This is a genomic window from Comamonas terrae, assembly GCF_001544075.1.
Classification (GTDB): Bacteria; Pseudomonadota; Gammaproteobacteria; order Burkholderiales; family Burkholderiaceae_C; genus Comamonas; species Comamonas terrae.
The window spans coordinates 391,931-406,528 of the sequence record NZ_BCNT01000004.1; the positions used below are offsets into that span (position 1 = coordinate 391,931).

A 14,598-nucleotide genomic window follows, 5' to 3' on the forward strand; every position below is an offset into this window, starting at 1 on the left:
TCACCTTGCGAGCGAACGATATGAACTTTCCGAGACTGGGCAGCACCGAGGACGACCAGGCCATTGCCGATGCCGTGGCGCGTTTTGCCGACGAAACCCTGGCCCCCGTGGCCCGGGCCATGGACGAAGAGGCGTTTTCCGCCACCCGCCATGTGCCGGGCCTCGCGGCGCTGGGCGTGATGGGCATGAACCTGCCAGAGTCCCTGGGCGGCCCGGGCGTCACGCCCACGGCCATGCTGATGTCGCTGGTGGCCATCTCGCGCGCCTGTGCGGCCACCTCGTCGATGATCGGCGCCCATTACCTGGGCACGGATGCGGTCCACCTCGGCGGCAGTGCCGAGCAGCAGGCGCAGTGGCTGCCGCGCTGCGCCAGCGGCGAGTGGCTGGCCGCGTTCGCGCTGACCGAGCCGCGCGGCGGCTCACACCCCGCAGACATGCGCACCCGCGCCGTGCGCGAAGGGGACGAATACGTGATCACGGGCGTCAAGCACTTCATCTCCAACGCGGCCGAAGCCGCCTTCATGGTGGTCTTTGCCAAGACCGACATGGACGCCGGCGCGCGCGGCGTCAGCGCCTTCATCGTGCCGCGCGAGCTGCCGGGCATTCAGGTCTCCTCGCCCGAGAAGCTCATGGGCATACGCGGCGGCCATGCGTTCGAAGTGTCGCTGGACGGCGTGCGCGTGCCCGTGGCCAACCGGCTGGGCGCCGAGGGCACGGGCTTCAGGACCGCCATGAAGGTGCTGGACAACAGCCGCCTGGACGTGGCCGCCACCGCGCTGGGCATTGCCGAGGCCGCGCTCCAGGCCGCGGTAGCCTGGGCCAACCAGCGCCTGGTCGGCGGCGAGCCCATCGCCACCAAGCAGGCCATTCAGTTCAAGCTGGCCGAGATGAAGCTGCGCCTGGAGGCGGCCTGGGGCCTGACCATGCAGGCACTGGCCCTGCGCCAGGCCGGCCGGCCCTTCACCCAGCAGTCGGCCATGGCCAAGCTCTACGCCTCGGAAATGGCGGGCTTCGTGACCGACGAGGCGCTGCAGATCCACGGCGGCTATGGCTACACGCGCGAGATGCCGCTGGAGCGCTATGTGCGCGATGCGCGCATTCTGCGCATCTACGAGGGCTCGTCCGAGATCCAGCGCACCATCATCGCGCGTTCCGTGCTGGGCGGCTGATTCCGGACCCGCAGCCGGGGGGAGGGCAGGCGGTGCATTTGCTGGTGTAATCGATGGCATGGAAAAACGCTCTTCCACTTCGCTGCACGGAAAGATCCTCACCGAGATCGAGCAGAACATCCTCAGTGGACGCTGGCCGCCCGGCTACCGCATTCCGTCGGAGATGGAGCTGACCGCGCACTACCAGTGCTCGCGCATGACGGTCAACAAGGTCCTGACCCAGCTGGCGCAGGCCGGGCTGCTGGAGCGCCGGCGCAAGGCCGGCAGCTTCGTGACCCAGCCGCACACCAGCTCGGCCGTGCTGGACATTCCCGACATCCGCCAGGTGGTGCTGGGCATGGGCAAGGAATACGGCAGCCGGCTGCTGAGCCGCAAGCAGCGCCGCAGCACGCGCGACGACATGCAAGCCATGCGCATGGACAAGGCAGGCCCCGTGGTGCACGCGGTCTGCCTGCACATGGCGGGCGCGCGGCCCTTCTGCCTGGAGGACCGGCTGATCAACCTGGAGTCCGTGCCCGACGCGGGCCGGGAAATGTTCACCGAGCAGAGCCCGAGCTCATGGATGGTCAGCCATGTGCCCTGGAGCTCGGCCGAGCACCGCATCCGCGCCGAGGCCGCCGGCGAGGACAACGCGCAGCTGCTGCAGGTGGCGCCGGGCTTTCCCTGCCTGGTGATAGACCGCCGCACCTGGGCGGGGCGCCTGCCGATCACCTTTGTGCGCATGACCTATCCGGCCGACCTGTACGAGCTGGTTGCGCATTTCTCGCCGTCCACCATCGCCGCCTAGCCCTGCCCCTGGCGCCGCCGGCGGCGAGCGGCATATCCCGGCGCGCCGCAGATGCATGGGGACGGGCGCACAATATGGCCCTCCGAATGGCGCATGCCCGTCCCTGCGGCGGCACTCCGTTGCGCTGAGATATACAAGAAATCGGCCTCCAACCCTTGTGTGGAGAGCGCAATAAGCTATCAAATCAAGAGTCATCCCGGTGTCCCCTGAGCAATCCGTCCTGCAAGCTGTCTTCGGCTACGAGCAATTCCGCGGCCCGCAGCAGGCCATCGTCTCGCATGTGATCGCCGGCGGGGATGCGCTGGTGCTCATGCCCACGGGCGGCGGCAAGTCGCTGTGCTACCAGGTGCCGGCCATCGTGCGCCAGCAGCAGGGCAAGGGCGTGGCCATCGTGGTGTCGCCGCTGATCGCGCTCATGCACGACCAGGTGGGCGCGCTGGAGGAGGCCGGCGTCAGCGCCGCCTACCTGAATTCCACGCTCAGCTACGACGAAACCCAGGACGTGGAGTGGCGCCTGCAAAGCGGCGACATCACCATGCTTTACGCAGCGCCCGAGCGCCTGAACACGCCGCGTTTCCTGGGCCTGCTCGACGACCTGCACGCCCAGGGCAAGCTGTCGCTGTTCGCCATCGACGAGGCCCATTGCGTGAGCCAGTGGGGACATGACTTCCGTCCCGAATACCGGGCTCTGACGGTGCTGCACGAGCGCTATGCGGGCGTGCCGCGCATCGCGCTCACGGCCACGGCCGACGCGCTCACGCGCGCCGACATCATCGAGCGCCTGCACCTGGAGGCCGCGCAGCAGTTCATCAGCAGTTTCGACCGGCCCAACATCCGCTACCGCATCGTCGAGAAAAAGGACGTCACGAACCAGCTGCTGCGCTTCATCGAGCGCGAGCACGAAGGCGAGGCCGGCGTGGTCTACTGCCAGTCGCGCAAGCGCGTGGAAGAACTGGCCCAGACGCTGGCGCAGAACGGCATCCATGCCTTGCCCTACCACGCGGGCCTGCCGGTGGAGATGCGCCAGCAGCACCAGGACCGCTTCCTGCGCGAGGACGGCGTGGTGATGTGCGCCACGATCGCCTTCGGCATGGGCATCAACAAGCCCGACGTGCGGTTCGTGGCCCATGTGGACATGCCCAAGAACATCGAGGGCTACTACCAGGAGACCGGCCGCGCGGGCCGCGACGGGCTGCCGGCCGAGGCCTGGATGGCCTACGGCCTGTCCGACGTGGTCAACCAGCGCCGCATGATCGACGAAAGCCCGGCCGAGGAAGGCTTCAAGCAGGTCATGCGCGGCAAGCTCGACGCGCTGCTGGGCCTGGCCGAAGCCACGGACTGCCGCCGCGTGCGCCTGCTGGCCTATTTCGGCGAGCAATACGGCGCCGGTCCGCAGGACGACGGCCGGCCGCTGCAGGCCGTGGCCGGGGCACGCAGGCTGCAGTGCGGCAACTGCGACAACTGCCTGGAGCCGCCGGCCCTGTGGGACGGCACGGACGCGGCGCGCAAGCTGCTGTCCACCATCTACCGCGTGCACGAAACCAGCCGGCTCACCTATGGCGCGGGCCACATCATGGACGTGCTGCGCGGCAAGCTCACCGACAAGGTCGCGCAGTACGGGCACGACAAGGTCTCGACCTTCGGCCTGGGCAAGGACTATTCGGAGCCCCAGCTGCGCGCCGTCATGCGCCAGCTGCTGGCCACGGGCGCCCTGGGCCTGCACAAGGTGGTCAGCGAAAACAGCGGCCATGTGTTCGACACGCTGTGCCTGACGCCCGGCTCGCGGGCCGTGCTCAAGGGCGAAGTCACCGTGCAGCTGCGCGAAGCCGTGGCCGCATCGCGCAGCAAGGCCACGCGCCGTGGCAACCAGCCCAATGCGGCGGCGGCCAACCTGGGGCCCGATGCCCAGGTGCGCTTCATCAACCTCAAGGCCTGGCGCGCCGAAGTGGCCAAGTCCCACAACCTGCCCGCCTACGTCATCTTCCACGATGCCACGCTGGCCGCGATTGCCGAACTCAACCCGCAGTCGCTGCAGGACTTGCAGGGCGTGAGCGGCATGGGGGCCAAGAAGCTCGAGGCCTATGGCGCGGAGGTGCTGAGGGTGGTGGCGCAGGGGTAAGGGAGGCGGCGCGGCTGCGCCGCCTCCACAATTTGCACACAATTGCTCGACAGGGCGGAAAGATTGCATGGCCACACTGCGCCCGCATACTTTCCGGAGCCCTTCCTGCTGTGATCAATACCGCTCAACTGCTGGCCGACGAGGCCCAATACTGCTCGTTCGGCGACACCGTCCACTACGTCAATCCTCCCAAGATCTTCACCGGCTGCGAAGGCAGCTACATGTACGACGACGCGGGCACGCCTTATCTGGACCTGCAGATGTGGTATTCGGCCGTGAACTTCGGCTACAAGAATCCGCGCCTGGAAGCCAAGATGATCGAGCAGCTCAAGGAGCTGCCCCAGGTTGCCAGCCAGTACCTGCACCCGACCAAGATCGAGCTGGCCAAGTTCATCGCCCAGGACGCCGAGAAGAAGTGGGGCCACAAGGGCCGCGTGCACTTCAACGTGGGCGGTGCCCAGGCCATCGAGGATTCGCTCAAGGTCGTGCGCAACGCCAGCAACGGCAAGAGCCTGATGTTCGCCTTCGAGGGCGGCTACCACGGCCGCACGCTGGGCGCTTCCAGCATCACCTCGAGCTACCGCTACCGCCGCCGCTTCGGCCACTTCGGCGACCGCGCGCAGTTCATTCCCTTCCCCTATCCGTTCCGCCGCCCCAAGGGCATGACGGCCGAGGAGTATTCGGACCAGATCGTGCGCGAGTTCGCGCGCAAGTTCGAGAACGAATACCACGCCATCTGGGACCCCAAGACCAACCAGTGCGAATACGCGGCCTTCTACGTGGAGCCCATCCAGGGCACCGGCGGCTACGTGGTGCCGCCGCCCAACTTCTTCAAGGGCCTGAAGAAGGTACTGGACGACCATGGCATCCTGATGGTGGTCGACGAGATCCAGATGGGCTTCTGGCGCACCGGCACGCTGTGGTCGGTGGAGAACTTCGGCGTCAACCCCGACGTGCTGGTCTTCGCCAAGGCGCTGACCAACGGCCTCAACGCCCTGTCGGGCCTGTGGGCGCGCGAGGAGCTGATCAACCCCACGGTCTTCCCGCCGGGCTCGACCCACTCCACCTTCGCTTCCAACCCGCTGGGCACGGCCCTGGGCCTGGAAGTCATGAAGATGACCCACGAGATCGACTTCGGCCGCCAGGTGCGCGAATCGGGTGCCTACTTCCTCGAAGGCCTCAAGGAGCTGCAAAAGCGCCACAAGGAAATCGGCGACGTGGACGGCCTGGGCCTGGCGCTGCGCGCGGAGATCTGCACCGACGACGGCTTCACGCCCAACAAGGCGCTGCTGGACAAGATGGTGGACATCGGCCTGGAAGGCGGCCTGGAGTACCAGGGCCAGAAACGCGGCCTGGTGCTGGACGTGGGCGGCTACTACAAGAACGTGATCACCTTCGCGCCGTCGCTGATGATCACGCGCGCCGAGATCGACGAAGCCATGGTGCTGCTGGACCAGCTGCTGACCAAGGCAAAGCAGGCATAACACCCCCTGAGCGGCTGCGCCTGGGCGGCCCCGCCGCTTCCCCCTCTCTCTTCGGGAGGGGGCATACGGGCAGCCGGCGACGCCCTCGCTGCGGGGCGGCGGGGCCGCCCAGGCCCTTGCTCGGCATCTCTGGTTTGGGTCGTGCCAGTTTTAAATACTGCAGTCGTGCGCAGGCATGCCAAGAAACTGAATACGAAAAGGTGCAATGGCGACGGAGAATTTCCGCAACCAGCTCGAACCCGCCGGCCTGCTGCGGCAGTTCGCAGACCATCCGCCCGAGGGGTTTGCGCTGCTGCAGGACTGGCCGGCGCCGGCCTTCACGGCCCCGTTCGACCTGCTGACCACCGCAGATGACGCGCTCAAGGCGCGTCTTTTGTCATTGCCGGGCGGTTCATGGCTCAGCCGCAAGCTGCGGCTGCCAACCGATTTCGTCGGCACCACGGTCAGCGAGTATGCGCTGCTGCCGCGCGGCCAGGATGCGGCGGCCCAGGCGGCCGCGCTGCGCGAGCATGCGGGCCGCAGGCCGCTGACTATCGTCAAGGACCTGCCCCAGGACTCGCCGCTACTGGCTGCCGGGGACAACGACCACGCGCGCGCACTGGCCGATGCGCTGGCCGGGGCCGGCTTCATCCTGGTCGAGGGGCAGGCCCTGGCCTATGTGCCCATGGACTTTGCCAGCCTGGACGAGTACCTGGCACGGCTGTCCAAGAGCCGCCGCAGCAATCTGCGGCGCAAGCTCAGGAGCCGCGCGCAGCTGAAGATAGCGCGCATCCCCACGGGCGAGGCCTTTGCCGGCGACGCGCGCGTGGATGCGTATTACGCGCTGTTCGAGGCCGTCTACGCGCAAAGCGAGATCCATTTCGACAAGCTCACGCGCGGCTTCTTCGCCGGCCTGCTGCGCGACGCCGGCAACGGCGGCATCGTCTTCGAATACCGCGATGCGGCCAGCGATGCGCTGCTGGGCTGGAACCTGTGCTTCGAGCATGGCGGCCGGCTGATCGACAAGTACATAGGCCTGTCCTATCCGGGCGCACGCGAGGCCAATCTCTATTTCGTGAGCTGGATGGTCAATCTCGAATACGCGCTCGAGCGCGGCCTCACGCACTATGTGGCCGGCTGGACCGATCCCGAGGTCAAGGCCCAGCTCGGTGCCCGCTTCACGCTCACGCGGCATGCGGTGTTCATCCGCAATCCGCTGCTGCGCGCGCTGGGGCGGCGCTTCGCCGGGCATTTCGAGAGCGACAGCCAGTGGAAGGAGCCGGCATGACAGGGCAAACGGCGATGCCGGATGTGGAGTTTCTGCCGTCGCAGCGCCCCGTGGTGCTCGATGTGGACGGTTCGGTGGGCCATCTTCCGGCCGAGCTGCGCCTGCCGCTGGGCCCGTGGCAGGAGGGCGTGCGCTTCGGCTGCGGCCTGGCGCGCTTTGCGCAGTTCGGCGCCGAGCTCAATGCCGCCCTGCCGCGGCACCATGGCACGGTGTTCATGGGCAGCGGCGACTTCCACCATTTCTCCTGGCCGCTGATCGAGCGCTGCATCGCGCAGCAGGGCTTTGCGCCGGAGCGGCCGCTGCGCGTGGTGGTGCTGGACAACCATCCGGACAACATGCGCTTCCCCTGGGGCGTGCATTGCGGCTCCTGGGTGCGGCGCGTGGCCCTGCATCCGGCCGTCTCGCAGGTGCACGTGGCCGGCATCACCTCGGGCGACATCGGCCGCAAGCATGCCTGGGAGAACTACCTGGCGCCGCTGCGCGCGGGCAAGCTCACCTACTGGAGCTGCGGCGTGGGCACGGGCTGGGCGCGCCGCGTGGGGGCGGGCAAGGCCTTCCGCAGCTTCGCCAGCGTGGCCGAGCTGGCGCAGGCGCTGGCGCGCCACCTGAACGCCTGGCCGCAGGACACCTATCTGAGCATAGACAAGGACGTGTTCGCGCCCGAGGTGGTGCGCACCAACTGGGATCAGGGCCGCATGCTGGAGAGCGAGGCCCGGCGCATCATCGAGGCCCTGCGCGGCCAGATCGTGGGCAGCGACGTCACGGGCGATGTCTCGTCCTGGCGCTACACCACCTGGTGGAAGCGCCTGCTGAGCGCCGGCGACGGCCAGGACACCGAGATCGACCCGGCCACGCTGGCCGCCTGGCAGGCCGGCCAGCACGCGTTCAACCAGCGGCTGTTCGCGCAGATCGCTGAAGCGGCCGGCACGGCCGCAGACAATGACACGGCCTAGACAAGAACAATCCGCGACCCCACTGGCCCATTGAGGAGGAGACACCATGATCGACCGGCTGACAGAAAACCTGCTGCGACGCGCTTTCGAGCCGCTGGTCAGGCAGGGCCAGTTGGACGTGGTGCTGCCCTGGGGCCGCGAGCTGCGCTTTGGCGACGGGGGCGAACCCCGGGCGCGCATACGCTTTGCCGACCGGCGCGCCCTCTGGGCGCTGCTGCGCGACCCGGACCTGAACTTCGGCGAGATGTTCATGCAGGAGCGGCTGGTGGTGGAGCAGGGCACGGTGTACGACGTGCTCGAGCTTGTGCTGCGCGGCGCGCGCGAGGTGCCGGTGCCGGCCAGCGTGCGCATGCTCGATGCCTGGCGCATGCGGCTGCGCCCGTTCCTGCAGAACAACCTGCGCGGCAGGTCGCGCGCCAACGTGGCGCACCACTACGATCTCGACGACAGGCTGTACCAGCTGTTCCTGGACCCGGAGCGCCAGTATTCGTGCGCCTACTTCGAGCGCGGCGACGAGACGCTGGAACAGGCCCAGCAGGCCAAGATGCGCCATATCGCGGCCAAGCTGCTGGTGGTGCCCGGCCAGCGTGTGCTCGATATCGGCTGCGGCTGGGGCGGGCTGTCGCGCTACCTGGCCGAGGTGGCCGGCGCCGGCCATGTGACGGGCGTGACGCTGTCGACCGAGCAGCTGGCCGGCGCCCGGCAGCGCGCCGCCGCCTCGTCCTGCGCGGCCCAGCTGGAATACCGGTTGCAGGACTACCGCGACATCGATCCGGCGAAGGACGGCCGGTTCGACCGCATCGTCTCGGTAGGCATGTTCGAGCATGTGGGCACCCAGTTCCACGATGCGTTCTTTCGCCAGTGCCGCGAGCTGCTCAGCGACGACGGCGTGATGCTGCTGCACTTCATCGGCAACAGCGACGTGCCCGATTTCAACAATCCCTGGATAGAGCGCTACATCTTTCCGGGCGGGCATATCCCGTCCATGTCGGAGTTCACGCCGGCCATCGAGCGCGCTGGCCTCGTGATCTGTGACATCGAAGTGCTGCGCCTGCACTATGCGCGGACGCTGCGCATCTGGCGCGAGCGCTTCCTGGCCCGGCGCGCGGAGGCCAGGGCGCTGTACGACGAGCGCTTTTGCAGGATGTGGGAGTTCTACCTGTCCATGTCCGAGACGGCGTTCCGCTACCAGGACATCGCCATTTTCCAGATCCAGCTCGCACGCCGCCAGGAAGCCGTGCCGCTCACGCGCGACTACATCGGGCAGCGCGAAACGCAGCTGCGCGAACGCGAGCAGGCGCTGTCGCGCTATTGAAAAAGGTGCTGCCTGCGCTTGTGCCGGCTCACATTTGTCAATGAATGCATTGGAATTCAAGAAGTAGCAAGCGCTGATTGCTCCAGAATCTGAAGCAGGCCGGCAAAGCGCCCGTCATCCAGCCACGGGCTGTTGCTGATGGCCAGCAGCCGGCCCGCCCAGTCGCGGGCCTGCTCCACAGGGTCGTGGCGGGCCGCGTCCAGCACATGGTCGTAGCGGCCGTAGTCGGTCAGCACGTGGACGAAGGGCAGGGACAGGCCGCTGCCGTCGCCCCAATGCGCGCGCAGCAGCGCGTCGCGCGCCGCGCTGCGCGGCAGGCGCAGCAGGATCACGGGCCAGGTGCCCCGGGCCCGGGGCGCGGCGTCCGCGACGACTTCGAGGCCCGGGATGGCGGCCAGTTGCGCACTGCGCCGCTGCGCCTGCCCGGCGGCCTGCTGCTGGAAGGCGGCAAGGCGCTCCAGCGCCCGGCAGCCCACGCGCCGGCGCCAGCGGCCCAGCGGGTGCTGGGGAATGAAGTCGTCGAAATCGTCGCCCGCGGCTTCCACCCAGTCATGGCGTGCCAGCGATTGCTGCAGCGGCGCGCCATAGGCCAGATGCAGGCCCGCGGGGCGGTAGAGCGCGGCATAGCCTGCAAGCTCCACGCTGCGGCGCAGCTCCCACCAGGGGCTGGGCCGGACGGTGGCGGCGCTGGTGGCGCGCAGCGCCTCGCGCACAGCGGCGTCGCGCGCGGTCAGCACGCCGCCCTCGAAGGTGGTCAGGCCCTTGCCCACGGCCAGACTGTAGAAGCCGATGTCGCCCAGCGTGCCTGCGGGCCGGTCGTTCGGCTGCGGTCCGAATTTGGCCCCCAGCGCCTGGGCGGCATCCTCGACCACATAGGCGCCCACGGCATGTGCGCGGTCCATCGCCATGGCCACGTCGGCCACGCGGCCGCACAGATGCGTGGGCAGCACGGCCAGCGTCCGTTCGCTGCACAGCGCGCGCAGGGCCTGCGGGTCCATGTCGAGCGCGTCGGCGCGCAGGTCGCACAGGCGCAGCCGGAGCCCGCATTGCGCCACGGCCAGGGCCACGAGCGGGCAGGTATAGGCGGGGGCAACGACTTCGCTGCGTCCGGGGGCCAGCGTTTTCAGCGTGCGCAGGGCCACCATGAGCGCCGAGGTGCCCGAGCATTCGAGCTGGACCTGGTGGGGCAGGCCCAGCCACTGCGCGAGCCGTCCGGCCAGATCGGCATCGCCCCAGGGCCGCAGGTCCGCCAGCCGCAGCGGCAGGCCCGCGGTCGGCGGAACCGTGGCCGGCCTAGCCATGGCGACGGGGGGCGGGCGGATGCTCCATGAGGTGTGCCGCACCCGCGCTGGCCGAGCCCGCGCCGGGATTGCCGCCCGCATGGCCGGCCGCATCGCCGTGTTCATCGGCCTCGCGGGTTTCGCTGACGGCCAGGCAGGCAATGCCGGCCACGATGAAGCCGCAGCCCATGATCTGCGGCCAGCCAATCTGCTCGCTGAACAGCCAGTGGGAAACCGCCAGCACCGAGATGATCTCCAGGTGCGAGGCCGCGAACGCCGGGCCTATGGGAGCGCGCTGCAGCAGGCTCATCCAGGTGAAGAAGGCGCCGATGTAGCCCACGAAGGCGCCGTAGATCCAGGGCTGGCCGAACACGCGCAGCAGCCAGGCCGTCGACATCTCCAGCGGCAGGGCCGATTCGCCCGCGTACTTGAAGCTGATCTGGGCCAGGGTGTCGAAAGCCATGAGCACCAGAAAGCCGATGATGTAGAAACGCTTCATCTCAGTGCAGCCCCACCACCGCCACGCCGATGGAGACCAGCACGATGCCGGCCACGCGCATGGGCGCCAGCTTTTCCTTGAACAGGATGCGGCCCAGGATCATGATGGCTACGATGTTGATCGAGCCCAGCAGCACGCCGTCGGACAGCGGCACCAGCGACAGGAACGCCAGCCAGGCCAGGAATTCGGCCACATAGCAGGCGCCGCCGATCCAGATCCAGGGCCGCGAGAGCATGAAGCGCCAGCGCGCCATGCCGTCGCGTTCGCCGGGCTCGCTGGCGGCGGCCTTGAAGGCCAGCTGTCCGCCGCTGTCCACCAGCACGTTGACGATCCAGAGCGTGATGACCAGGGGCGAAAGCTCACTGCCCATGGACTTCGACCTTGAGCGGGGCGGCAGTGCGCGCGATCTGCGCGACGAACTCGTTCATCTTGGCGATCACGGTGCGGCGCTCGCGGTCGATGGTGATCATGTGGTAGCAGTTGTCGAGCAGCACCAGCTCCACATGGGCGTTGCTGGCGCCGCGCACGATGTCCTGCGCGTTGCCGACCGCAGAGATGTCGTCCTCCCTGGCATGCACCACGAGGCAGGGCGAGCGCAGCCGGCCCAGGCGCGAGCGCACGTGGGCCGAGAGGCGGCGCAGCTCGATGATGGACCACCAGGGGTTGCCGGGCAGGCCCGCGGCGCTGCTGTCGCCGCTGTGCATCTGCTCGACGATGCGCGCGCGCAGCGCCTCGTCCTTGATGCCGTAGGGCGGAGCCTCCATGAAGACGTTGTTGCGGCCGATGCCGAGCAGCCGGAACAGCGGCAGCAGAAAGGCCAGTCGCGTGTAGAAGGGAATGCTCCAGCCGTCGTAGCGGAAGGTGGTCGAGAGCGCGCACACGCCGGCCACGTCTTCCGGGCGGTCCTCGGCCACGGCCAGCGACAGCAGCGCGCCCATGGACAGGCCGCCCACGACCACATGGTCCACATGACCGCGAAAGCGCTGCAGGCCCGAAGCCACGCTGGCCAGCCAGTCGCCCCAGCGGGTGTCGACCAGATCCTCCATGGTGCCGCAGTGGCCGGCCAGCTGCACCGCATAGACGGTGAAGCCCTGCCTGTTCAGGCCCTTGCCCAGCACGCGCATCTCGGCGGGCGTGCCCGTGAGGCCGTGCACCAGCAGCACGCCGGTGCGGGCATGGCTGCCAGAGCCCGGCATGACGAATTCATGGGGCGTGAGGCACAGGCTTTCCAGCCCGGCCGTCTTGTCGCTGTCCTGCAGCTGCGCGAAGCCTTGGGCCATGTCGTTCATGCCGGCTGCTCCAGTCCGAGCAGCGTGCGTTCCAGCAGGGCGGTGGCCTGGCCGAAATGCGTGAAGCGCGCATGTGCGATGCCCTGGCTTTCGCAATAGTCGACGAGCTTGTGCTTGGCCAGCACGAAGTCGGCCTTGCCCGAGACGCAGAAGTCCGAGCTGCCGTCGCCGATATAGAGCACGCGGCCGTGCACGGCCTGCTGCTCGGCCAGGCGCTCGCACTTGCAGTTGCCGCTGGCGCGCGCGCAGCGCGCGCTGGCCCAGGGCGATTCCAGGCGCCATTGCCGCTCGCCGGTCTGCACCAGATGGTTGGCAATGACTTCCAGGTCGCCCAGGCCGTGGCGGCCCAGTACATGGCGGATCGCATAGTCGATGCCGTCGCTGACCACCTGCACCTTGACGCCGTGCAGCCGGGCCTCGGCCACGAAGCCCACGAATTCGGGATCGATGGCTATGGTGTCCAGATGGGCCTGCAGCTCGCTTTCGCTCATGTCGAGCAGGGCCACCTGGCCCTTCATGCATTCGCGCGAGCCGATGTCGCCGCGCTCCCAGGCATCTTCCAGCTCCTGCCAGCCCGGCTTGCCGAAGCGGTTGAGCAGGGTATCGGTCACGTCGAGCACGCTGATCGTGCCGTCGAAATCGCTCTGGACCATCCAGCCGCCCTGATGGGAGCCGTTGGCCGGGTACAACTGAATGCGCTTATTCATGGAAGCTCACCCTCACGTTCTGGCCCACCTTGGCCTGTGCCGGAGCCTGGTCGAAGCTCAGCACGCACTCGATGACGCGTATGGGGCCGCGTTGGGCGTCATCCTGCAGCCGCGCGGTCCCGTAGACGGGGCTCACGCGCAGCACGGTGGCATTGGGAAATGAGACGGCCGCGGCGCCGCCGTCGCTGTCGGCCACCACGGTGGCATGCATGCCTTCGCGCACCACGTTGGCAAAGCTCTCGTTGAGCTCGGCCCGCACGATCAGCGGACGCTTGGGCAGCAGCACCAGGGCCGGGGCGCCGGGCTGCACATTGGCCCCGGCATGGGTGGCGATGCGCACCACGGTAGCCGCCTCGGGCGCATGCAGCTCGAAGCGTTTCTGCTGCGCGCGCAGCTGTTCCACCTTGCGCTGCGCGACCACCACTTCGGCGGCCGCCACGTCGATTTCGGACTGCGCATCGCGCAGTGCCTGGGCGGCCTCGTCCACGTTCTGCGCATCGGCCGCGCCTTCCCTGGCGGCGGCCTGCCAGCGCGCCAGCGTCTGCTTGAGCACGGGCAGGCGCGCTAGGCGCGCCTTCTGCCGGGCCTGGGCCAGTTGCCATTCGGATTCGGCCACCGACAGGTCGGCGCGTGCGGCGTCGTCGCCCACGCGCAGCAGCAGCTGGCCGCGCTGCACGGCCTGGCCTTCCTTGACGGACAGCTGCTGCACGGTGCCGGCCGCCGCGGCCGACAGCTCCATCAGGCCGCCTTCGACGTCGATCTTGCCGCGCGCCATGGCCACGGGCGCATTGTTCTTGGCCTGCGCCGCGGCGGAAGAGATGGCCGAAGGCGTATCCCGGGAGGGCGAGCAGCCCGAGACCGCGAAGGCCGAGGCCAGGATCAGGGCCGCGGCCAGGCTGCAGGGCAGAGGCTGCGCAACGGGGCTCCGGTCGGCGCGGCGGGAGCGGTAAACATTCATGGGACTTGTTCCTTGAGAGGGCTGGTCTGGCGCCAGTCGCTGCGGATGGCGCCGTCCTCCATGCCCAGCACGCGGTCCGCGTGGCGCACCAGGCGCGGGTCGTGGCTCACGCACAGCACCGTGGTGCCGTGCGTGCGCGCCGCGCGGTGCAGGATGTCGATCACGCGCTGGCCGCTTTCGGCATCCAGCGCGCTGGTGGGTTCGTCGGCGAACAGCAGCTGCGGCTCCTTGGCCATGGCGCGGGCAATGGCCACGCGCTGCTTCTCGCCGCCCGACAGCTGGGCCGGCCGCATGTGGCTGCGGTGGGACAGGCCCACCTCGTCCAGCGCCACCTTGGCGCGGCGCAGCGTCTCGCGGCTGTCCAGGCCCATATAGCCCAGCGGCAGCTGCACCTGCTCCAGCGCCGTCAGCGCGGGAAACAGGTTGAAGCCCTGGAACACGAAGCCCGTGTAGCGCAGGCGGAATTTCTCGAGCGCGCGCTGGCCCATGCGGCCCAGGTCCTGGCCCAGCGCCAGGGCCTGGCCGCTGTCGGGCGACTGCAGGCCCGACATCAGCGACAGCAGCGTGCTCTTGCCGCAGCCCGAGGGGCCCGAGATCAGGCTGAGCTCGCCCGGATACAGGGTGACGGAGAGATCCTGCAGCACCTGGACCTGCACCACGCCGCTCAGAAAGGTCTTGCACAGGCGCACGGCCTCCAGGCTGGGCGCCAGATCGGGCTTGAGCGGCGGTGCCATGGCGGCGTGTGCGGCAGTGTTCATGGTGGTCATGCCG

The 14,598-nt window shown here is 68.6% G+C and carries 14 protein-coding genes; 7 read left to right on the forward strand and 7 right to left on the reverse strand.

Going from position 1 to position 14,598, the window contains the following annotated elements; translation table 11 throughout:
* The first annotated feature begins 20 nt into the window (after positions 1–20).
* The 7 genes from Cte04_RS08085 (at position 21) to Cte04_RS08115 (ending at position 9,094) form a co-directional block, all read left to right on the forward strand.
* On the forward strand, positions 21–1,169 hold the full coding sequence (locus tag Cte04_RS08085) for an acyl-CoA dehydrogenase family protein (protein ID WP_066475147.1): 1,149 nt from the start codon (positions 21–23) through the stop codon (positions 1,167–1,169).
* A gap of 58 nt (positions 1,170–1,227) precedes the next feature.
* Positions 1,228–1,956, forward strand: a complete 729-nt coding sequence (hutC, locus tag Cte04_RS08090) for a histidine utilization transcriptional repressor HutC (protein WP_066475149.1) — start codon at positions 1,228–1,230, stop codon at positions 1,954–1,956.
* Positions 1,957–2,155: 199 nt separating this feature from the next.
* Positions 2,156–4,075 carry a DNA helicase RecQ gene (gene recQ, locus Cte04_RS08095; RefSeq protein ID WP_066475155.1) on the forward strand — a complete coding sequence of 640 codons (1,920 nt, stop codon included), beginning with the start codon at positions 2,156–2,158 and terminating at the stop codon, positions 4,073–4,075.
* A gap of 110 nt (positions 4,076–4,185) precedes the next feature.
* Positions 4,186–5,559, forward strand: a complete 1,374-nt coding sequence (locus Cte04_RS08100) for an aspartate aminotransferase family protein (RefSeq protein ID WP_066475158.1) — start codon at positions 4,186–4,188, stop codon at positions 5,557–5,559.
* Between the two features lie 205 nt (positions 5,560–5,764).
* On the forward strand, positions 5,765–6,826 hold the full coding sequence (locus Cte04_RS08105) for a GNAT family N-acetyltransferase (protein ID WP_066475160.1): 1,062 nt from the start codon (positions 5,765–5,767) through the stop codon (positions 6,824–6,826).
* Entirely contained in the window at positions 6,823–7,779 is a 957-nt protein-coding gene (locus tag Cte04_RS08110) for an arginase family protein (RefSeq protein WP_245633320.1), read from the forward strand. Before Cte04_RS08105 ends, Cte04_RS08110 begins: the two co-directional genes overlap by 4 nt.
* A gap of 46 nt (positions 7,780–7,825) precedes the next feature.
* Positions 7,826–9,094 carry an SAM-dependent methyltransferase gene (locus tag Cte04_RS08115; RefSeq protein WP_066475161.1) on the forward strand — a complete coding sequence of 423 codons (1,269 nt, stop codon included), beginning with the start codon at positions 7,826–7,828 and terminating at the stop codon, positions 9,092–9,094.
* Positions 9,095–9,150: 56 nt separating this feature from the next.
* Here the strand turns inward: Cte04_RS08115 and Cte04_RS08120 are convergent, their stop codons facing one another.
* The 7 genes from Cte04_RS08120 to Cte04_RS08150 are packed head-to-tail and all read right to left on the reverse strand — an operon-like array spanning position 9,151 to position 14,585.
* Positions 9,151–10,395: a DegT/DnrJ/EryC1/StrS family aminotransferase gene (locus Cte04_RS08120; RefSeq protein WP_066475165.1), complete on the reverse strand. Its 1,245-nt coding sequence runs from the start codon at positions 10,393–10,395 to the stop codon at positions 9,151–9,153.
* Positions 10,388–10,873 (reverse strand): DMT family transporter, encoded by a 486-nt coding sequence (locus Cte04_RS08125; protein ID WP_066475168.1) that lies wholly within the window; start codon positions 10,871–10,873, stop codon positions 10,388–10,390. The genes Cte04_RS08120 and Cte04_RS08125 overlap by 8 nt, the downstream gene beginning before the upstream one ends.
* A 1-nt stretch (position 10,874) precedes the next feature.
* Entirely contained in the window at positions 10,875–11,243 is a 369-nt protein-coding gene (locus Cte04_RS08130) for a DMT family transporter (protein ID WP_066475171.1), read from the reverse strand.
* On the reverse strand, positions 11,233–12,162 hold the full coding sequence (locus Cte04_RS08135; RefSeq protein ID WP_066475174.1) for an alpha/beta hydrolase: 930 nt from the start codon (positions 12,160–12,162) through the stop codon (positions 11,233–11,235). Before Cte04_RS08135 ends, Cte04_RS08130 begins: the two co-directional genes overlap by 11 nt.
* Positions 12,159–12,869 (reverse strand): MtnX-like HAD-IB family phosphatase, encoded by a 711-nt coding sequence (locus Cte04_RS08140; RefSeq protein WP_066475181.1) that lies wholly within the window; start codon positions 12,867–12,869, stop codon positions 12,159–12,161. Before Cte04_RS08140 ends, Cte04_RS08135 begins: the two co-directional genes overlap by 4 nt.
* Positions 12,862–13,827: an HlyD family secretion protein gene (locus tag Cte04_RS08145; protein ID WP_083526560.1), complete on the reverse strand. Its 966-nt coding sequence runs from the start codon at positions 13,825–13,827 to the stop codon at positions 12,862–12,864. The genes Cte04_RS08140 and Cte04_RS08145 overlap by 8 nt, the downstream gene beginning before the upstream one ends.
* On the reverse strand, positions 13,824–14,585 hold the full coding sequence (locus Cte04_RS08150; protein ID WP_066475421.1) for an ABC transporter ATP-binding protein: 762 nt from the start codon (positions 14,583–14,585) through the stop codon (positions 13,824–13,826). Before Cte04_RS08150 ends, Cte04_RS08145 begins: the two co-directional genes overlap by 4 nt.
* Positions 14,586–14,598 lie beyond the last annotated feature (13 nt).